This is a genomic window from Flavicella sp. IMCC45537, from assembly GCF_057197705.1.
In genome coordinates this window covers 364214-385655 of record NZ_CM170067.1, presented here as the reverse complement: position 1 = coordinate 385655, position 21442 = coordinate 364214, and the positions used below count along the sequence as shown (strand labels likewise).

14 protein-coding genes are annotated in these 21442 nt (G+C 34.1%); 7 read left to right on the top strand and 7 right to left on the bottom strand.

Annotation, left to right across the window (positions count from 1 at the left end):
* The first annotated feature begins 212 nt into the window (after nt 1–212).
* The 6 genes from AC2DGP_RS01765 to AC2DGP_RS01740 all read left to right on the top strand — a co-directional run bounded on the left by AC2DGP_RS01765 (nt 213) and on the right by AC2DGP_RS01740 (nt 8095).
* Nucleotides 213–3479 carry a VPS10 domain-containing protein gene (locus AC2DGP_RS01765; RefSeq protein WP_484491311.1) on the top strand — a complete coding sequence of 1089 codons (3267 nt, stop codon included), beginning with the start codon at nt 213–215 and terminating at the stop codon, nt 3477–3479.
* 183 nt (nt 3480–3662) lie between these two features.
* Nucleotides 3663–3968 (top strand): hypothetical protein, encoded by a 306-nt coding sequence (locus tag AC2DGP_RS01760; RefSeq protein ID WP_484491310.1) that lies wholly within the window; start codon nt 3663–3665, stop codon nt 3966–3968.
* Nucleotides 3969–4170: 202 nt separating this feature from the next.
* The gene (locus AC2DGP_RS01755) at nt 4171–5394 is read left to right on the top strand and encodes a multidrug effflux MFS transporter (RefSeq protein WP_484491309.1); all 1224 of its coding nucleotides are present in this window, start codon (nt 4171–4173) and stop codon (nt 5392–5394) included.
* A 43-nt stretch (nt 5395–5437) separates the two neighbouring features.
* Nucleotides 5438–6361 carry a Na/Pi cotransporter family protein gene (locus AC2DGP_RS01750; protein ID WP_484491308.1) on the top strand — a complete coding sequence of 308 codons (924 nt, stop codon included), beginning with the start codon at nt 5438–5440 and terminating at the stop codon, nt 6359–6361.
* 204 nt (nt 6362–6565) lie between these two features.
* On the top strand, nt 6566–7522 hold the full coding sequence (locus tag AC2DGP_RS01745) for a family 16 glycosylhydrolase (RefSeq protein ID WP_484491307.1): 957 nt from the start codon (nt 6566–6568) through the stop codon (nt 7520–7522).
* A 93-nt stretch (nt 7523–7615) separates the two neighbouring features.
* Complete coding sequence (locus AC2DGP_RS01740) at nt 7616–8095, top strand: Mpo1 family 2-hydroxy fatty acid dioxygenase (protein WP_484491306.1); 480 nt, start codon at nt 7616–7618, stop codon at nt 8093–8095.
* A gap of 216 nt (nt 8096–8311) precedes the next feature.
* Here AC2DGP_RS01740 and AC2DGP_RS01735 read toward each other — a convergent pair whose 3' ends face one another.
* The 4 genes from AC2DGP_RS01735 to AC2DGP_RS01720 form a co-directional block, all read right to left on the bottom strand.
* Nucleotides 8312–9145 (bottom strand): mechanosensitive ion channel family protein, encoded by an 834-nt coding sequence (locus AC2DGP_RS01735; RefSeq protein ID WP_484491305.1) that lies wholly within the window; start codon nt 9143–9145, stop codon nt 8312–8314.
* A gap of 63 nt (nt 9146–9208) precedes the next feature.
* The gene (locus AC2DGP_RS01730; protein WP_484491304.1) at nt 9209–9877 is read right to left on the bottom strand and encodes a hypothetical protein; all 669 of its coding nucleotides are present in this window, start codon (nt 9875–9877) and stop codon (nt 9209–9211) included.
* Between the two features lie 3 nt (nt 9878–9880).
* Nucleotides 9881–15208, bottom strand: a complete 5328-nt coding sequence (locus AC2DGP_RS01725; RefSeq protein WP_484491303.1) for a glycosyl hydrolase — start codon at nt 15206–15208, stop codon at nt 9881–9883.
* A 436-nt stretch (nt 15209–15644) separates the two neighbouring features.
* Nucleotides 15645–16301 (bottom strand): hypothetical protein, encoded by a 657-nt coding sequence (locus AC2DGP_RS01720; protein WP_484491302.1) that lies wholly within the window; start codon nt 16299–16301, stop codon nt 15645–15647.
* Between the two features lie 217 nt (nt 16302–16518).
* Between AC2DGP_RS01720 and recQ the strand changes: the two genes are divergently transcribed.
* On the top strand, nt 16519–18639 hold the full coding sequence (gene recQ / locus AC2DGP_RS01715; protein ID WP_484491301.1) for a DNA helicase RecQ: 2121 nt from the start codon (nt 16519–16521) through the stop codon (nt 18637–18639).
* Here the strand turns inward: recQ and bshA are convergent, their stop codons facing one another.
* From bshA to efp, 3 genes are all read right to left on the bottom strand, one after another.
* On the bottom strand, nt 18640–19776 hold the full coding sequence (gene bshA, locus AC2DGP_RS01710) for an N-acetyl-alpha-D-glucosaminyl L-malate synthase BshA (protein WP_484491300.1): 1137 nt from the start codon (nt 19774–19776) through the stop codon (nt 18640–18642).
* A gap of 67 nt (nt 19777–19843) precedes the next feature.
* Nucleotides 19844–20767 carry a UDP-3-O-(3-hydroxymyristoyl)glucosamine N-acyltransferase gene (locus AC2DGP_RS01705; protein ID WP_484491299.1) on the bottom strand — a complete coding sequence of 308 codons (924 nt, stop codon included), beginning with the start codon at nt 20765–20767 and terminating at the stop codon, nt 19844–19846.
* A 100-nt stretch (nt 20768–20867) separates the two neighbouring features.
* A complete protein-coding gene (gene efp, locus AC2DGP_RS01700) occupies nt 20868–21434 on the bottom strand; it encodes an elongation factor P (RefSeq protein WP_484491298.1) in 567 nt (188 codons plus the stop codon).
* Between the last annotated feature and the right edge of the window lie 8 nt (nt 21435–21442).

Sequence of the window (21442 nt, the reverse complement as noted above, 5' to 3'; positions counted from 1 at the left end):
GATTTTCATTCTACACATAAAATCATCTTTATGGCACAAACCAAAACTAAATTCCCCCTTTAAAAAAGCTGCAAACCCTGTATTTATCACACTATTACAAAAACTAGACAAAGTGATAATCTGTACAACTCACCTCTAAAAAAGGAAAAACACCCCTAAAAAAAGCTCTTTTACACCTTAAATTGTGACTTTCATTAACTAAACCAAACCAAATGTTAAAAAACAAACAATTTAAACTTTTGTTGTTCTTTATTTCCAGTACAACAATGTTTGCACAATTAGATGAAGACTATTTTCAAAAATTACAAACGAAAAGGGTCACCTCTTCAGAAAAGTTAGTCTGGACTCAATTCGGTCCTGGAACTTCAGGTTATACCGAGTTTTTTTGGTGCCACCCTACCGATCCCTCTACAATTCATATGGCACCTGATATGTTCAATGCATATGGCTCTTTCGATGGTGGAAACTCCTGGCAAACTATTTTAGATTATGATGGGAACCCAAGAGATATGAGCAGAACTTATGATATAGAATTCTCTCGACAAAATGCAAAATTAGGATTTGCTACCGATGAACTAGGTGGATTATTCAAAACCACTGACAAGGGAAAAACATGGCAGAAACAAAGTTTTTCATTAGGCAAAGCCCACAATGAAATCTCTGTAGATCCATCAAACGACAACAATTGGTTTATTGGAGCCGGAACCTTTTGGGATGTTAAAAGAAACCACAGAACCAAGGCCGATAAAACAGGGGAACAAAGGTCAACTGCTGTAACTGGGCACATTTACCGCTCTACCAACAAAGGAGTAAGTTGGCAAAAAATAACAGCAGGACTTCCTTCTACTTTAAGTGTTTGTAAAATCTTAGTAAACCCTAAAAACTCAAACAAAGTACTAATGGCGGCTAATACCGGTGTTTATAAAAGTTTAGATGGCGGTAAAACATGGAGTTCAAGCAGAAACGGTCTTCCTAATAATGCACCAAAGGATATGATCTATTACTACGACAAAGCAACTAATGTTTTAAAGTATTATTTGATTGAACAAACTAATTATTACAAATCTGGTAACACCTATACTTCTACAGGCGGAATATATCTAAGTGAAGATATGGGAGATAGCTGGACCTCCATTACTGGTGATCTGGCAATTGACTTAACAGAAATCAACAGTAATTTAACAAAAAACTATTACAAAAAAACGGTTGCTCATTGGTTGGGAATAAACCAATCCGACATAAGTAATACCTACCCTAAAAGTATATTACCAACCTTCAACCGAATCGTAATAAACCCAAAAAACTCAAAAGAAATTTACATTTCACACAATGTAAAACATGATTATTCTTTTGGACCTGGGGATGTTTGGAAAACAACAAATGGGGGAAAAAATTGGTTTCCTGCAACTAGAACTGGTTCTTATTGGAAAAACGAAACAGACAAAAATTATTGGAACAATATTAGAAAAACACCAAAGACAACTATAAACACAAAGTTCGCCCATCTTCAACATGAAATGGATATTAGAGAAGAGCTTTGGGGATGTAGGTTTTTATCGATCAATTCTAATGGTGACCTCTTTATAAGTTTAGACCAACAAATATTAAAATCTACTGACAATGGAAACAACTGGAAACAAATTGATGATATAGAATCAAGTCCTGGCAGTAAAGCTTGGACGGGTCGAGGTGGTAGTAATTTGCCCGGTCGAATGATGCTTGTTGAAACAGGAATTCCCGGTAGAAAACTGTTTGCTAGTGGTGAGCATGGTTTATGGAAATCTGCAAATTCAGAATCTACCCAAAGACCTATTGCTGTAAAACAACTTGAAGGACAAGTGAATCCTGGAGGAGCACATTCTACCGCTACAGTAGCAGTCCATCCTAATAATCCTGACATTATTTTTACACTTCAACACCGTCAAAATTTCCGAGATGATTTAAGAAAATCTACAGATGGTGGTAAAACTTGGAAAACAGCAGGTGAAATTATTGATTACCCGAATTCAAACTTATCACAAGATGTGATGCATTGGAGTTCGTTGTTAATTGATAAAGTTAATCCGAATAACATGCTTGCTTGTCTAACGAGTAATCCAATTACCGAAGTAGGAGGTTTTAATAAATTAGATCATGGTAAATTTGGAGTGTACAAAAGCACTAATGGAGGAGCAAATTGGAGTCTATCAAACAGCGGACTACCTTCCGGTTGCAGTGTGAATCGAATGGCACTTTTTCCTTCAAATAACAATACTGTCTATGCCGCATTAAACCAAGGCAGAAATGGCGTAAAGGGTGGCTTATATAGATCGTATAACAATGGTGGTTCATGGAATAAAATCAACAGCCTCCCTTCGGATATTACCTCAGTAAACAATGTCTTTATTAGTTCAAAAAACAATGATATTTACATTGCATGTGGAACTTACAGTGCTTCTGCAGCGCAAGGAGGTATTTGGAAAAGTACTGACAAAGCGGTTACCTGGACAAAAATATTTGAAATGCCTCAAGTTTGGCATGTTGATGTCTCTCAAAAAAACAGCAACATTATAGTAGCCGCTGTAGGTAGACATAAGAATTTTCTTAACGGAGGAGCTTATATTTCAAGAAATGGAGGTAACACATGGATTAAAGTTAGTAAAAACCTTGCCAATCATGATAGAATAACAGACATTAAAACTGACCCTCAAAACGAAAATGTTTTTTGGCTATCCGAATTAGGTAGTGGATGGTATCGAGGTCAATGGTACCCTACAAGTACTGCTACTCCCGAAAACAATCAACAATTTTACATCATAAATAAACAAACTGGAAAAAAAATTCGTCCAACCGATAACACAGATGGTGCCAACCTAATACAAGTACCGTCATCTTGGACTGGTGATTATACGAGGTGGACAACTGTTGCAACGAGTGATGATTACTTTTATTTAAAAAATGTAGAGACGGGAATGTATTTTAGACCTGATGATATGAACGATGGAGATGCATTGAGTCAAAGACCAACAAATTATACTGGAAACTATACTCAGTGGAAAAAAACAAATACTACAGATGGATATTTCTATTTGCAAAACAGAACTACAGGAATGTACTTTAGACCAGAAACAAATTCTGATAATTCAATTTTACTCCAAAGGCCTACAACATATTCTGGGGACTGGACGCAGTGGAAATTTGAATACATCTCTGGAACCTCAGCAAAAACTGGAATAATCAAAAACAGCGATCCAATTATAGCATCAGATAAAATTAATATCTACCCGAACCCATCGTCAATTGGTGAAATTAATATTGCATTACCCGAAAATTCAAACGCAACGGTTAGAATTTTCGATATCCACGGAAAACAAGTTTATTTTGGTAGCCATAATAATACTATTTCAACAGTGACTACAGAAAACCTAAAAAAGGGAATGTATTTTGTTGAAATAAACACAGGGACAAAAAAAATAGTGACTAAATTAATTATAAAATAGGTATACAAGTCCCAAGCAAAAGCCGCTTTTTTTCTTCAAAGCGGCTTTTTTGATAGATAAAAACTAACAGCTTAAAAAAAAAAAATTTGAACATCTGTTCTAATTCTTAACCGATTTGAACAAGTCCTTATTCGTAAAAAGCAATAATATTGTACTACAATAATAACCAATAAACATTATAACATGAAAAAAGTAACACAAGTATTCTTTGTTTTATTCCTATTTGTAGCAGTAAGTGGATTCTCTCAAGAGAAAAAAACTTTTCAAGGTGCGATAGAGCATGCTAACTTTACAGAACAAGAAACTGTAGAAGCTAATAAAATCAATGCTGAAAAGACAAAAGAAATCAAAGCCATAAGAAAACAAAAATTACCAAAAGACCAGGAAAAAGCTCAAATTAAGGAAGCTAAACAAAAAGCAACTAAAAAAATTAAAGACCTAGTAGGTCCAGAAAAAATGAAGGCAATGAACTCATACTGGAAAAAGTAATTGATTTCATACGATTAGTTTAGTTAAAAGAGAAACCTTTGGTTTCTCTTTTTTTTTTAAATAAACACTAACAACTTAACCTCAGGATACTTTTCAAAACATTTGAAAAAAATTAACATTTAACCATCTATACAAATGTAACTTTGCAACAGGATTTCAAATACCTAATATGGAAGCCATACCAACCTACTAAAAAAGTTATATGGCAAATAAAAAATATTCAGAATTAGAATTTATTGCATTAATGGCCTTACTAATGGCAAATGTTGCCATGTCTATAGATTCTATATTACCGGGACTTGCACAAATAGGAAATTCGATTGGGAATCCTAGCAGCACAAACTTGCAGTTACTTATTACAATGATCTTTCTAGGCTTAGGTATCGGTCAACTAATTTTCGGTACAATTTCAGATAGCTTGGGAAGAAAACCTGTTGTTTATTACGGATTTTCAATTTTTATAATTGCGAGTATTATTTGCCTATTTTCTAAAGATTTAACCACAATGCTCATAGGTAGGGTACTTCAAGGAATTGGACTCTCCGCTCCTAGAACTATCAGTGTTTCAATTATAAGAGATAAATACACAGGAAACCATATGGCAAGAATCATGTCTTTTGTTACTGTAATTTTTATTCTTATTCCAATGATAGCCCCTATCATAGGACAACAAATTATAATTTATTTTAATTGGCAAGGAATATTCTATTTTCAAATACTTTTTGCCTTGATAGTCCTGTTATGGTTTATCCTACGCCAAGAAGAAACTTTAAAAAAATCTAAGAGACTAAAACTAACAAAAGTGCTTTTTATCAACGGTACAAAAGAGTTTTTCAAATTCAAAAGCACCCTGTTGTATACAGCTATCACTGGGATCATTACAGGATGTTTTATGGTGTTTTTGAGTGCTTCAAAACAAATATTTCAGGACCAATACGGATTCACAGATGCTTATGTTTACATCATTGCTGCAATTTCTTTCTTTCTTGGACTTGCCACACTTTTTAACGGAAGCATAGTTTTAAAACTAGGTATGAAAAAAATTTCAAATCTTGCATTGTATGTATTTTCAACTGTTTCTTTATCTTATGTAGTCCTATTTTACCAACAACCAAATCCACATACTATTATACTGTATTCTTATTTATCTTTTCTATTTCTATGTCTTGGGTTTATTTTTGGGAACATAAGGGCACTTACTATGGAACCTATTGGACATGTAGCAGGAATTGGAGCAGCTTTATCAGGTTTTTTATCTACGGTAATTGCAGTCCCTATAGCACTATGGATAGGACGAAATATAGATACAACAGCCCTTCCTATGTTCGTTGGTTTTTTTATTTGTAGTTCGATTTCAATTCTCCTCATCCACATGATGGAAAATGCTTCTATTTTTCGCTATTTTTATAAACACAAAAAAACATAATTGCTTCCTTTTTTCTAAATTTACCATAACATAAAAAAAAGCAATGGAAATAATTTGGTGGAAAGTTTTGGTATCAGTAATTGCAGCGATAGGTCTTTTCACACATAGTCTCGAAAGTTTTTCTGAAAATCTATTAAAATATTTAAGTGGTACAATGCAGACCAGCATTGAACGTTTTACTCAAAATAGATTCAAAGGAATTATTTTTGGATTTTCCGCTACAGCATTAGTTCAGTCTAGTAGCGCCGTAGTTGCAATTGTTATAAGCATTGTGGACAGCGGGGTTATTTCATTTGGGAATTCCTTACCCATTTTACTTGGGAGTAACATTGGAACGACGGTAACCGCCTGGTTGGTTTCATTTAAGATAGAAGCTTTAGGAGTATCTCTAATTGCCTTAGGTTTTATTTTAGGCTATTTTAAAGGAAAACTATCTGTAGTTTCAAAACCAATTTTTTATTTAGGTCTGATTTTATTTAGTTTAGAGCTAATCAGTCAAAACCTTGATCCAATCAAAAACAGCCCTCTATTGGAAACCTTACTTTCCTATGCTACCATACCGTTAATTGGTATTCTCATAGGTGCTTTTGTTACAGCAATATGTCAATCTAGTTCGGTCACTATAGGTTTAGCCATTATTTTATGTTCGAATGGAGTTCTAGATCTTAGTGGTGCCATTGCCATTGTGGTAGGTTCCAACATAGGAACAACAAGTACCGCTTTTTTGGCCGCTATAAACTTACAACACGCTGCAAAAAGAACTGCAGTTGCTAACTTAATATTCAACAGTATTGGAGTTATAATATACTTACCTCTTTCCTCCTACTTTGTTATACTAGTAGAATCACTAACCAACTCACTAGCCTATCAAGTAGCTTTTGCTCACTTATTTTTCAATATAGCGATTGCCTGTATTCTTTTACCTTTTACTAAAAAAACAGCGCAACTTTTAGGATCTAAAAATTAAGTACGTTTTCAAAACTTTTGACTATTCAAAAACTAATATTAAAATAGTTTCAAAACTGTCTAGTTTATTGCTTTCTGTTGTTGACTCATGACATTTCTAGTGATTCATTTTTATTTTTTGTCTATTTTTAATCAAGTATAGTTCTGATTTCACAAAGATGTAGTGTTTTAAATTTGACACCTTAATAAACTTAGATATCATAATATGAAAACCAATATGATCAGCTTAATTTCACTTCTAATATTTACTTTCAATATAATGACCTCATGCAGTAGCGATGACGACATCCATCAAAATGATGTAAAAACGGAAACTGAAGTGCCATCAACTCCAACTGAAGAAGATGATAATGAGGAAGGGCAATCTGAAGAGAATAACAATCTACCTGAATTACCAGATGATAAAAAATGGGTACTGCAAGAAAAGTTATCTAATGAGTTCAACTATGAAGGAAAAGAAACAGACGAATTTAATAATGATTGGAAAGTTGGCTATATAAATGCTTGGACTGGACCAGGTATGACTCAATACAGCGGTTCTCAGTCAACGATTACAAATGGTGAAATGATATACAAAGCCACAATAGTTGGTGAGACTATTAAGACAGGATGCATCAGTTCTAAAAATTCCGTACAATATCCAATGTATATGGTTGTAAGAGCAAAAATTAGTGAATCTTCATTAGCCACTGCAGTATGGATGTTAAGTCAAGATTCAACTCAAGAAATCGACAACTTAGAAGCGTATGGAGATAAAACAAATGACTACTTCTCCAAACGTTTACATTTAAGTCATCATACATTTATCAGAGACCCTTTTGATGACTATCAACCTTCTGGACCGGAAACTTATTACGCAGACGGAAAAGGAACTTATTGGGCTGATGATTTTCATGAATATGGGGTTTTATGGGAAGACCCATGGACTTTAAAATATTATGTGGATGGTGAACTAGTAAGGACAACACCAAAAAACGAAATTGATCCTAGAAATCATACGAACGGAAATGGATTGACGAAACCTATGTTTTTAATAATTAGTGCCGCTGCACAGCCATGGAGAGCGAACCAAGGTATCAATTACCTTACAGATCCATCTGTTCGCTCTGAAGCCAGGTCTACTGCCCGTTTTGATTGGATTAGAGTTTATAAGCCAGAATGATATAAACCCCTATAGAATTACAGAAACTACTTTTACCTAGTATTTTTAATTTTGGTTGAAATTCAGTAACTTTTAAAATAAATAGTTACTACTATGTCTAGGAAAATTGATGCGCTATTAGAAGAATATGGTGAAAGTCACAAAAATAAAACCAACAAAGCTATTCACTGGATCTGTGTTCCCTTAATTTTTTGGTCTATTGTTGCATTATTGTACAGTATTCCTAAAATACACTTACACAATCTAATAGGAGTTAGTACATTTTCTAATTGGGCCACTATTTCCTTGTTTTTGGTACTCATATATTATGTTACGCTTTCAAAATCACTAGCCATAGGGATGCTTGTGTTTAGCATTATTTGCATTTTTTTGTGTGAATTTTTAGAAACTTACATTCAACTTCCTTTGTGGCAAATAAGTTTGATCGTATTTGTTCTTGCTTGGATTGGGCAATTTTATGGGCATAAAGTTGAGGGTAAAAAACCATCATTTTTTAAAGATCTGCAATTTTTACTAGTAGGTCCAGGTTGGCTATTACATTTTATTTACAGTAACCTGGGAATAAAATACTAAGCTACCTACACAAAATAATCTATTCTAAAATTCCATCTATAAAAACAATTTTAAACTACTTGCTTGAAAAAGTTTAAAATTACGCCGCACTACCTGGCACATTAAAAGGTTATAATGATGGTGAACACTAATCCAATAAATAACTGTTACGGATAATTAAAATGCTCATGAGATAATCATGAGCATTTTATAATTTCATTTAACTGTTTACTCTATTTATTCCATATTTCTCATATGTACATCCAACTGAGGAAAAGGAATATTTATGTTATTTATTTGGAATTTCTTTTCAATTGCAATTCGTATATCACTTTTTATCCTTTCAATTTCAAATATATTTACACTCGAAAATAGCAGTGTAAAATCTAAAGAGGAATTTCCAAAATTTGACAATCTAGCTTGAATACTTCCATCATTTAAAACCTCAATATGATTAGAAGCGGCATCACACAACAACTGCATTACCAAATTCACATCACTCCCATATGCAACCCCAACAGAAATACTAAACTGTGTTTTTCTTGTCTGATTACTCCAATTGATCACCTTGTTTGTTGTGATGATAGAATTTGGAATAAGAATTACAATATTCATTCTTGTTTTCGCCTGTGAAGTACGTAATCCTATCTCTTCTATAATAACAATCTCTCCATCAATATCTAAAATATCACCTACTTTTACCGACTTCTCAAAAAGTAGCAGTACCCCAGACAGAATATCATTAAATGTTTGCTGTAAACCAAGACCAATACCCACTAACAATGCCGCAGATCCAGCCAATAAAACACTTATTTTAACTCCAACAATCTCGAGAATCAAAATCACCACTACAATCCAAATAAAATATTTTATTATTTGAAACATGGCAAATGAATTACCTGTATCAATATTATGAACTCTAGTTTCTCTATCTAATGCCTTTTTTATCAACCACAAAATTAATTTTGTAGCAAAAAACAAAATAATTGCTGTGACCACCTCAAATACCGTCAAGGAGTGTTCTTGATACACATACAATTCAAAATTTAATAGTTCATTAAGTTCTTCCATAAAAGAATTATTTATGGCAAAATAAGATAAAAATAACAAACAAGAAACTGTGAATTCTAATCTCTACTCTACTGTAAACTTCCAAACTTGTCCAATAGCTTGAGCTCCATCAATATCGCTAACATCAATTCTCCAGAAATATGTCCCCGTTGTTAAACTAACCTCAAAATAATTGTTAGAAATACGCATGGCCTCATTCTGTAACATATTTTGAGAAGTTCCCATATACACATCAAAAGTTAAAACCTCATTTTCGTCTAAATCTTCTGCTTGCCATTGCAATCTAATGTCACCTGCTATAACATTCCCATTCATAGAAGGCTCTAACAAATTTGCAGCAAAAGGAACATGATTTTCAACTCCTTCTGTTTCTGAATAAAAACTATAAACACTACTATATTCACTTGATGCACCAGAATTATCTCTTGCTTGAACTCTCCAATAATAAAAAGCATCACCAGTTACAGTAATCGGCTTTGTTGCTTCTTCAACCACCTCTTCATACACTAATTGAGAAAAAGACATTGTATTGGAAACCTCTAATAAATAAGAAACTTTATCACCTTCAGAATCAACCGATGGTTCCCATTGCAATATTAGATTTAAATCTGTACATGCTTGATTATTTTTGGGGAACACCAGCTCAGGAATTGTAGGTGCACTATTTGAATCTTCTTTCCCGCAATTATAAAACAAAACAGCTAGCCCAATGATATATATTATTTTTTTCATAATCTATTCTTTAATAATTTTTAATTGAACCGTTTCATCTAATTCCAACTGCACATAGTACACACCTTTAGATAAATGATCTACTTTTAATGAGATACGTTGATTTTCCACAGAAACTTTCTCTGAAAACATAAGAGCTCCATAGGTGGTATAGATATATACTTGTACTTGATCCTCAAGGTTTGGTGTATAGATAAATAGCTCCCCCTTCACTGGATTTGGATAGGTCTTAATATCAGCGTATAAATCAATTTTTTCTTCATATACCCCTTCACAATCAGCGTCGGTTTTCACAGATACAATATCCCCTTGACCCGCTGGAATAGTAAAAGTGGTTAAATCTGTTTTCAAAATTATAGCATCGTTCACATAGACTTGATAAGGTGCAGTTCCTTTTTGCATCGTAATGGTCGTATATTTATTTGAAGTAACGCTTTTTGCTGCCACAGAAACACCAGCTTCAATTGCTACATTAAAACACTGAGTATGATTCATTCCAATGGTTTCAATACAAATTTCATAATCACCAGGATCCAAATCTTCAAGCATTAATTTATTATCTTCAAAATCGTATTGAACTGAATTCAAACTAGCTTTATAATTAAAGTTTTCATTTGCAGATATTTCAATCACTCCATTTCCTTTACCTACACAACCTTCTCCAATAGTTTTAATCGTAAAATTATTTGATGGAATTTCATAATCAGTAGGACAACCATTGGCATCTACCATTGTGTTTTCCGGAGTACCAGGGCATAAATCGCTAATATCAACCACACCATCACCATCACTATCTAAACCACCTCCTGTATCTTCACAATCTTGACCAACTTCATACGTTAAATAATCCGTTACCGCTAAACCTCCTGCAAAAGCGAACTTACAAGCATAATTCAAAATTGTTCCGTTGCTAACATTGCTAATCGTTTTGGAGAACTTTTTTCCAGAAACCAAATCCATTTGAGTTTCAACAAAAGGACTTTTTTGCCATAAAAACGCTATCACACCATCTTTATCATCTAACAATTCAAATGTTATCTTAACATCGTTTCCTATGGTCTCAAATGTATAATTATACCCAACACCAAAACTTCCTTCAATTGCACCTGATTTCTGTCCTTCACAATCCGTATTTGTATCTACAGATGTGGTCGCTGAAACAACAATGGGAGCATTGGATGCAATATTTCCAGCCAAATCAGCGGCAGAAACATTAAAAGTATAGGCTGTATTAGGATTCAACGCCGTGATCGTAATCGCCTCAGTTTTACCAGACTCAGCAGATACAACAACTTCTTTATTTCCGTAGTTTACTGTATACACGACTACACCAGAATCATCATTTGCAAATGCATCTAAAACCACTGAACTACCAGTAACACTTGCTGAGTTAGCGGTAAAGTTAGTTGGAGCCGTTGTATCATTGCCACCATTTCCACTACAATCAGTACCTACCACATAGCTAAGATATTTTGTTACTGCCTGTCCTCCATTAAAAGCAAACTTACATGCATAACTAATGGTTTCACCATTGCTCACTCCTGCTATTGTTTTAGAATAAACTCCATCCCCTAAATAATCCATTTCCGATTCTTCAAACGGACTTTCTTTCCATAGATAAGCAGCAGCTCCTAGCTTGTCTAAATCTAACAACTCGAAGAAAATTGTTACGGTTTCCCCAACTGATTCAAATGTTGCCTTATAACCTACTGAAAAACTACCTTGTTGACTTTCAGAGGAAGTTTCTTCACAAAATTTAACAGCTTCAACAGCAATAACCACTGCTTCTGAAACACCTTCCAAACCATCTTGATCAAACGCTTTTGCTGTAATCGTATGACTCCCAACACTAGCCTCTTGAAAAACGAATTCGAATGGAGCTGTTAAATCCTCACCTAATTTTAATTCTCCATCATAAAATTCAACTTTAACAACCTCACCTTCTAGATCACTAGCCAACGTATTAATTTCTATATTTTGTCCTTGTTTAAAGGTAGTTCCCGCCTCTGGAGATGTTATTGTTACGGTTGGGTTGGTATTCCCGGTTGCAGAAACAATCACCAACACATCACTAGTTGCTGCATTCACTCCTTTGTTTACCTTTAACCTGAATTTATATACTCCATCAACTAAATTGTTAATGATAGGAGACATATTAGTTTGATCTGAGAAACTTACTACTGTTGGTCCATATATTTGTTCCCATAAATAACTTGCTCCCTCTGAAACAGAACTACTAGCAGAGCCATCTAAAGTAGCCATACTAACAGGAGATACCACCACCACATTTTCACCTGCATTTGCATAAGGAGCAGCATAATTTAAATCACCCGTTCTTGAGAATGTCAACTTCCCAAGATTAAATTCTCCCTGGTCAAAATTCAACCTCAGTACTTGTTTACCTTTATATAGCGGAATGGCATTTACCGTTTTACTAGTAAAAGTAGACCAATTGCTATTACTTGTCGAATTCAAATTAATATCAGAACTGATTTTTGTTCCGTTCACCTCTAAATGGAATGCACCACCGCCGTTGGCATTACCTGATGCATATCTCAAACTTAAATCATAAAATCCTGAACTTTCAACATCTATTGTATACTCAACCCACTCTCCTGATGAAATCCAACCTATCGTGGCTCCTTCTCCATTCACAGATGCCACATCTACCGCTTCATCCAATCTAAAATCCCCTTCATTTACAGTAGAAACATCAACATAAGAGATGCCACTTGCATTTCCACCTTCAAAACTATCATAATGTCCTGCTTCAAAACTACCTGGAATCGAAAATGGGGTACCGCTATATGGTTGCTGCTCTCCTACAATTACTTCAACAGTATTCGATACATTAAAATTGGCTCCATCATAAATTTTAGAATACATTCCATGTTTCCCTAAACTCAAATTTGTAGCCTCTATATCATAAGGTGCAGTAGCATCTTCGCCAATCAATTTACCATTATCGTAAAACTCAACTTTAGAAACATTTCCTGCCCCTACTTCAACCGTTAATGCAACACTTCCATTTGCATAAGCGCTATCAAAGCTTGAAGCAAGGGTACCTGTAATTTGAACATCTTTATTTGTTCCCATTGAATTTGGAGCCACCGTCAACTGAAATCCATCAGAAAACGAAACCACCAACTCTTGATCTGAATAATTATGAGCTACATAGGTTTTGGCACCGTTTTTTTCAAAAACAGCTGCGATTGGGTAATTGGCTTTTATTTCATTTTTCAATTGCCCCATAGCATTCATACTATGAATCCAATGATAGGTTTGCGCATCCGAAACGCCGAACTTCATTACTCTATCTGGATAAGAATCATACAGTTCAATTGCTCTCTCTGGATCTAAAAACGATAGATATTTCCATATGGTATCGTGCCATAAATTTGGATTTGTATCATTAGTACTTAAAATACCTGTATTCGCTTGAAGTTCATCCCAAATTTTCTGTAAGTAATCTTGATTTTGACCTAAATACAAAGATCCTCCATGCATAGGATACAACTCTATTCCATAAGATGCGGTAATATCTGAAGTCCAAAAAGTTCCATTGTCATATGAGTTACCCCAAACCCTAGAAACCAATCCGTACAATTGATCGTCTTTAAAATTACGTTCTTCCATATCAAACCAATACTCTTCAATAGCAGTTTGTTCTGTGGTATACAAATAAACACCCAAGTCTCTAATTTCATCATTACCAGTGATGGTTCCCCAGTGAATTAATGAAGAATTAAATTGCATGCTCTCTGAGGTTGATTCTTGATCGTTCCCCTGCGGAAAAGAGGCAAAACCATTAGCCCAACAATGGCCTGCATAAGGACTGAAATTTCTTAAAAAAGGAAATTTATCATCATTTCTATCTGCACTTGCGGCATCTCTCACCAAAATATTTATGAACTCACCCCATTCATTTGCCCATCCAGGTTCAAATTGCTCCATAAATGCAGCAGCATGAATAAAATACCCCCAATGAAAATGATGATCATTAATATTTGAATCTTGACCATGACCTGCAGGATACCCTAGCATTGCTGACCAAGTTTCGTTATAATAAAACAGAAACGCCACTTCTCCAGATTGATAGGTCAACCAATCTTCTAACCTTTCTTTTATGGTTGCAATCATTTTATCACGCGCTTCTATATCCCCCGTTTGATCTGCAATCCTTGCGGTTTGAATCAATCGATTCATTACTTGACCCTCATTATAAGAATCCGTCCAAGTAGCCAATGCATCGTTTTCAATTTGACTGATCTTCTCAGACAATTCAGAAGGACTAAAACTATCACTATAATTAGATAAATATGGTAACGTAGGTAGAATTCCACTGTAATCGTTTGATACTGTAAAATTGTTACCACTCATAGACTTGATTTCTCCTCTAACCGATTCATAACTATGCTCTTCTGGTGTGTTTGACCCGACAGCTAAATTATTCCATTGATGGGGTAACAAACCTAACAACATGTTTGTATCCGTTCCTTCTTTCACTTCTGTAGTAACACTAAAATCGGTCACAACCGTCCCCTCTGAAGGATTATAATCCCAATTGACTTCAGTATTTACTGGAAATACATAGGCATATTTTTTATATTCATTCGCTATAGTCGAAAGATTTGTTGCGTTTTGAGGTAGCATTGCTGCGGACCAGTAATTTTTTCCATTTAGTGTAGAAGTATATACGTTTCCTGAAACAGTCCATTGACTTCCTACAGGTGCATATATAACAAAGTCTGCTCCATGACTAGCATTTTCAACTAATAGCATTTCATTTGAAACCGTTGTCGTACCTGAAACCACTTGAATTCTAACTTCAGAGCTAGCATCTTTTTCAAAATACAAAAAAGGCATTGCAATACCTGCAGTGGTTTTCATATTTCTTGAACCATCCGTCCAATCTAAAGTAACAGTCCAGTCAGAATAATCTGAAACTGTAGTCTTAGAAGTATTTAAATTAGTAAGACCAATAATTATTGGAGCAGAATCACCAATAACCCCCCAAGGAATATAAGTCACCACGAGTCCAGCATCAGTAGTTTTCAAGGTCATAGGATAGGTAAATAAGTTTGAGGCATGATCTTCCTTTACCACAGTTGACCACCAGTCATTTGTAGGCACTGGTTTTCCTAAAGCTTCACCACTTAATTGTGGAGCACCACTTGGATATCCATTTCTTCCCGCCTCATCTACTCCAGGAAAAGTTTTGGTATAACTACCACTTCCGACTCCTACAGTTTGCGCGGTTAAAATACCTTGAGTATAGCTTATAAATAGTAACAAGATGAAACCTGTGTACCTTAATTGAGAATACTTCATAATTATGTTTTGGTTTAATTTATTTGGTTGTAACCAAAATTAATAAAAGCTGAAACCTCCAGCTATAATTACGACACTACACAAACCTTACATTACAGAAAGAAATCCTACGACTCTAAAACATCTTAAAAACTCCAGTAAACAATGGTATTTAAAGGAGTAAAAACGCAATAGCGAATAAAAATAACTCAGGATAAAACTTAGATGTATAGTCAATGTATGGTTTATTCTATTACAAAACACCTCCTTTATATACTTCAACAAGAATAAAACAAACAAATGTTAATCGTTTTATTAAAACTGTACATGTATTATCTAAATTAAATCTTTAACCTAAGTACACATTTTATAAACAATATAGTTTTTAAAAAGAGGTAAGGCCGATCTAAATTCCATTTACATTTTATAACTATTCAATCCAAAAAATACTTTGTTCTTATGGACTTTGACTGTTTGAATTGCTTTTGTAAAATGGCTTTATTTTCAATTCGATATGTTCAACTCTGTTCTCACAGTTTTCAATAGTCCCTTCAAAACGAATTTCTTTTGGGACACCAAAAGCATAAATACCTTTCCCTCCAGCCATTCTGTTTAACTTTTTTAAGGCTTTAGGAGATAGTTCATGATACAGAGGTTCTATGATTTCACATTGCTCAATTCTCCCATAATCGATATCCCATTGAAGCGCCTGATCATTTTGAATTCGAATCGGACTATTATATACTTCTTTAAGTAATGGAAACGAAAATTCAAGAACCCTAAAGGACCCAGCCTTAATAAATGCAACAATTTCTTTATTTCTAACTACCAAAAATCGAATAATATCAATATCAATTTTTGACAACTGTTTGGATGCTATTGCAGCATAACCAACCCACTCTATTTCATCGCCTTTTTTTTTCCGAACCTCATCAAACCATATGTAAAAATCTCTTATTTCAGAAACACTTTTATATTTTTTAAATCCTAATGAATCTTGAAGGTTAAAAGAGTTAGCCTTCTTCCAACGTTCTGTATTTTTTTTTCTATCTTCTTTTAACCAACATCCCTTTGTTAACAAAGTTGACCCCATCTCACGGTTATAGGCTTTCAAATTTTTCCACTCCTGAGCACATAACGAATGGTTAACAAACAGAACTCCCAATAAGAATATTATTTTTCTATCAAGCAACGTTTTCTTTATTTCAAAGTAAGATACAAAAGATTTAACAGCTAAAAACAGTCAAAATTATTTTTTAATTATGCACTAAAAAATTAAGAATAGGGACGAAAAAACTATATTTGTTGGCTTATAAAAGTTTATTTTTTCGATGTCTCAAAAAGAATTATTACACAGTACTTTAAAAGAATATTTTGGTTATGAAAACTTCAGACCTCATCAAGAAAAAATAATTACATCCATTCTAGATGGTAACGATAATCTTGTCATAATGCCAACTGGTGGTGGTAAATCTGTTTGTTTTCAGCTACCTGCCCTTATCTTAGAAGGTGTAACATTAGTGATATCTCCCTTAATCGCTTTAATGAAAGATCAGGTGGATGGGTTAAATGCCAACGGAATCCCCTCTGCATTTTTAAACAGTTCTCAAACTGAAGAAGAAAATCAAATTATCATTAACAAACTTAAAAAAGGAGCCATTAAATTATTATACCTAGCTCCAGAAAGTTTGGCCTTTTTTGAAATGGTAGTGCAAGAAATCAAAATTAGCTTAATCGCAATTGACGAGGCGCATTGCATTTCATCGTGGGGGCATGACTTTAGACCTGCTTATACGCAGCTAGGTTTTTTAAAGAAAAGACTCCCTCAAACTCCTATAGTGGCACTTACAGCTACCGCTGATAAAGCCACAAGAGAAGATATCCTTAATCAATTAGGACTTCCTCATGCCGAGCGACATATTGCGTCTTTTGACAGACCAAATATTTCCCTTGAAGTTAGAAGTGCTCAGGATAGAATAATTCAAATTGTAAAATTCATAAAAGAACGACCTAACACCTCTGGAATCATATATTGTTTAAGCCGAAAGGCTACTGAACAAGTTGCTGCTAGATTATCTAAAAACGGATTCAAAGCTAAAGCCTATCATGCGGGACTACCACATGAGGAAAGAGCACAAATTCAAGAAGATTTCATTTACGACAAAAGTCAAATAATTTGTGCTACCATTGCTTTTGGAATGGGAATTGACAAATCTAATGTACGCTGGGTAATTCATTATAATTTACCCAAAAACATGGAAGGGTATTATCAAGAAATTGGTAGAGCTGGTAGGGATGGTGTTAACTCAGAAACCATTTTATTTTATAGCTACGCTGATGTTATTCAACTTCAAAAGTTTGCCCAAAACTCAGGAAATAAAGAAGTACAACTTTCTAAATTAGAAAGAATGCAGCAATATACAGAAGCACTGAGCTGCAGACGAAAAATTTTATTAAGTTATTTTGGAGAATTCATTGAAAAAGACTGTGGCAACTGTGATGTCTGCAAAAACCCACCTGAATTTTTCGATGGAACTGTCATAGCTCAAAAAATACTCTCTGGAGTTTTCAGACTTAAGGAAAGTGAACCAATCGGAACTCTAGTTGATTTTTTACGAGGTTCTCAAAATGCAGTCATTTATGATAAAGGATATCAAAATTTAAAAACCTATGGAATTGCCAAAGATGTACCCTGGAGAGATGTTCAGCAGTACATCATACAGTTAATTAACCTCGGGTATTGTGAAATTGCGTTTCATCAAAACAATGCTTTAAACTTTAGTTCACTTGCAAAGAACGTCCTTTTTGAAGGAGAAAAAGTTAGATTAACAAAAGTGCTACCTGTTCCATTGACTAAAAAGGAGCTTGCTAAAGCTGCTAAAACGAAAAAATCTACTACTGATCTATTTGAAAGATTACGCTTGTTACGATTGAAAATAGCTCAAGAACATGAAATTCCAGCCTATTTAGTGTTTAATGATGCAGCATTGAAACAAATGGAAAAAGAAAGACCGATGACCGATGAGGACTTCCTAGCCATTGATGGTGTCGGACGAAAAAAGTTTGAAGATTTTGGATTTGATTTTATCAAAGAAATTATAGCTTTTCAAAAAGAAAAAACAATTACAAAAAAGAAAGTAAAAAAAAACAAGGGAGATACACTTTTGGAAACTTTAAAACTATATAAAAAAGGGTTTTCTGCCGAAGAAATTTCAAAAGAAAGAAAACTTAATTTAATGACCATTCAAACACATTTTATCAAACTATATCAAGAAAATCACGATATAGATTTAAATGAATTTGTAAATAGCAAAGAATTAGAACTTTTAGAAAATGCCAAAATTGACCTTAAAAACTCCAAAAGTTTAAAGACATATTACGAATATTTTAAAGAAGAACTTTCTTACAACACCATAAAATTCGGACTTGCAATTTTAGAAAGAGACCACTAGTTACTTATCTCTTTCCGCATCCAAATCTGCATATATTTTTTCGTATGAAGGCAATATTTCATCAATCGCAAATTTCCTAGAATGTAACCAAGCATTATTTTTAAACTTCTTTAAACGCTCAGAGTCACTAAGGATATAAATCGCATTTTTAGCCATACTATCTACATCTCCTACATCGCTTAAATAACCGGTCACCCCATCTACATTAACCTCTGGCAACCCACCGGAATTACTTGAAATAACTGGACTTTTTGCAGCCATTGCTTCTAGCGCTGCCAATCCAAAACTTTCTGTTTCTGAAGGAAGCAAAAACAAATCAGTATAACACAGAATTTTTTCCAATTCCACACTATTCCCCAATATTAATACATTATCATAAATCCCTAATTCTTTGGCCTTCAATCTTGCCGAATGCAAATCTGGTCCATCTCCCACCAATAATAATTTAGAGGGTACTTCTTTTTGAACTTTATAAAAAATCTCTACAACATCAGAAGTTCTTTTAACCGGTCTAAAATTACTTATATGAGTAAGTATTCTTTCATTTTCTTCTGCTATTGAATTTCTTTGACATTCTTCATGAAGAATATCTGGGTACTTCTCTAATTCAATAAAATTATAAATGACATGTATTTCCTTTTTAATATCAAACAAGTCTAACGTTTGATTTTTTAAACTGTTAGAAACGGTTGTTACCGCATCAGAACTATTGATACTAAATTCTACTGATTTTTTATAACTTGGATGGCTCCCCACCAAAGTAATATCAGTCCCGTGCAAGGTTGTTACTACTTTTATGTCTATCCCTTGTTCCTTTAGCATCTGCTTCGCCATAAACGCAGCATAAGCATGTGGAATAGCATAATGCACATGCAATATTTCTAAATCAAATTTTGAAACAATTTCTACCATTTTGGCAGATAATGCCAACTCGTAGGGCTGGTATTCAAAAAGAGGGTATTCTTTAATCTGCACTTGATGAAAATGCAAACCACTAGAAATAAAATCCAAGCGAACCGGCTGATTGTAAGTAATAAAATGTACCTCATGGTTCTTATGAGCCAAAGCCATTCCTAATTCAGTCGCTACTACACCACTCCCACCAAAAGTAGGATAACACACAATTCCGATCTTCATGAATCTTATTTTCTATAATTTGTTCTATTTGTTCGATACATCAATCATTACTTACAAAAGGTAACTATTAAATATGAGTATCTTTCAGTATTTTTCTTATACCAGCAATTTCTTTTAACTTTTCTCTTGCTTCAGATACAGGAGACCCAAAATAAGTTTTCCCTCCTTCTAATCCTTTAGAAACACCTGTTTGTGCTAATACAACCGCCTTTTCTCCAATGGTAATTCCGGAAGTGACACCAACTTGCCCCCATAAAGTAACCTCATCTTCTACAATCACACATCCTGCTATACCTGTTTGAGAAGCGATCAAACATCGTTTCCCTATCACGGTATCGTGACCAATATGAACTTGATTATCAATTTTTGTGCCTTCTTTTACCAAGGTATCACCAGTCACACCTCTATCTAAAGTACAAAGTGCCCCCAAATCAACATTATCCTCTAAAACAACCCTTCCTCCTGATATTAATTTATCAAAACCTGTTTCTCTTTTCTTGTAATAAAAGGCATCTCCACCCAATACAGTACCACTATGTATGGTTACATTATCACCAAGAATACAATTATCATATATAGCTACATTCGGATGAATCAGGCAGTTCTTTCCAATAATTACATTATTTCCTATAAACACATTTGGTTGAATAACAGTATTCTCTCCAATTACAGAAGATGCGCTTATACTTGCTGTACTGGCTATAAATGGGTTAAAATGTTTCGTCAATGTATTAAAATCTCGAAAAGGATCCTCAGAGATTAAAAGTGCTTTTCCTTCTGGACAAGCTACCTCTTTATTAATCAAAACAACAGTCGCTGCTGATTCTAAAGCTTTATCATAATATTTCGGATGATCTACAAAAACGATATCTCCTGGCGTTACAACATGAATTTCATTCATTCCCAAAACAGGAAAGGAATCAGGTCCAACGTATTTACAATTTAATATTGTAGCAATATCTTTCAATTCTTGTTGTTCTTTGAATTTCATCTTGTTTACTTTTAAAAGAAAAAGGAACCTTACTCAACTAGAATTAGTTAACCGTAAGATTCCTTTATGATTGTTTTATTGTAATTTCTAACCGCTATAATTACTCCTTGATACGCTCTTGGTAAGTACCTTTCGTCGTTTCAATTTTAATCTTGTCTCCTTCGTTGATAAATAAAGGTACATTAATTGTTGCACCTGTTTCAACAGTAGCAGGTTTTGTAGCATTCGTAGCCGTATTCCCTTTTACTCCAGGTTCGGTATACGTTACTTCTAAGATTACATTTGCTGGCATATCTACAGCTAATGGTAATTCATCTTCTGCTCTAACAACTACGGTTACAACCTCTCCTTCTTTCATCAATCCTGGAGAATCTAAAATCGCTTTTTCCAAAGTAATTTGATTGTAATCAATTGTATTCATAAAGTTGTACATATCCCCTTCTGCATATAAGTATTGATACTTTCTAGTTTCAACTCTTACCTCTTCAATCTTATGACCTGCAGAGAAGGTATTATCAATTACTTTCCCTGTTGTTAAACTTTTTAATTTTGTTCTTACAAAAGCAGGTCCTTTTCCTGGTTTTACATGTTGGAACTCAATTATTTTATACGTATCACTGTTATACTTGATACACAATCCATTTTTAATATCTGATGTTGATGCCATTATATGTT

Excerpts from the sequence above, each read along its gene's own strand:
- AC2DGP_RS01765 (WP_484491311.1), top strand. The coding sequence starts at position 213 with ATGTTAAAAAACAAACAATTTAAACTTTTGTTGTTCTTTATTTCCAGT.
- AC2DGP_RS01760 (WP_484491310.1), top strand. The coding sequence starts at position 3,663 with ATGAAAAAAGTAACACAAGTATTCTTTGTTTTATTCCTATTTGTAGCA.
- AC2DGP_RS01755 (WP_484491309.1), top strand. The coding sequence starts at position 4,171 with ATGGCAAATAAAAAATATTCAGAATTAGAATTTATTGCATTAATGGCC.
- AC2DGP_RS01750 (WP_484491308.1), top strand. The coding sequence starts at position 5,438 with ATGGAAATAATTTGGTGGAAAGTTTTGGTATCAGTAATTGCAGCGATA.
- AC2DGP_RS01745 (WP_484491307.1), top strand. The coding sequence starts at position 6,566 with ATGAAAACCAATATGATCAGCTTAATTTCACTTCTAATATTTACTTTC.
- AC2DGP_RS01740 (WP_484491306.1), top strand. The coding sequence starts at position 7,616 with ATGTCTAGGAAAATTGATGCGCTATTAGAAGAATATGGTGAAAGTCAC.
- AC2DGP_RS01735 (WP_484491305.1), bottom strand. The coding sequence starts at position 9,145 with ATGGAAGAACTTAATGAACTATTAAATTTTGAATTGTATGTGTATCAA.
- AC2DGP_RS01730 (WP_484491304.1), bottom strand. The coding sequence starts at position 9,877 with ATGAAAAAAATAATATATATCATTGGGCTAGCTGTTTTGTTTTATAAT.
- AC2DGP_RS01725 (WP_484491303.1), bottom strand. The coding sequence starts at position 15,208 with ATGAAGTATTCTCAATTAAGGTACACAGGTTTCATCTTGTTACTATTT.
- recQ (WP_484491301.1), top strand. The coding sequence starts at position 16,519 with ATGTCTCAAAAAGAATTATTACACAGTACTTTAAAAGAATATTTTGGT.
- bshA (WP_484491300.1), bottom strand. The coding sequence starts at position 19,776 with ATGAAGATCGGAATTGTGTGTTATCCTACTTTTGGTGGGAGTGGTGTA.
- AC2DGP_RS01705 (WP_484491299.1), bottom strand. The coding sequence starts at position 20,767 with ATGAAATTCAAAGAACAACAAGAATTGAAAGATATTGCTACAATATTA.
- efp (WP_484491298.1), bottom strand. The coding sequence starts at position 21,434 with ATGGCATCAACATCAGATATTAAAAATGGATTGTGTATCAAGTATAAC.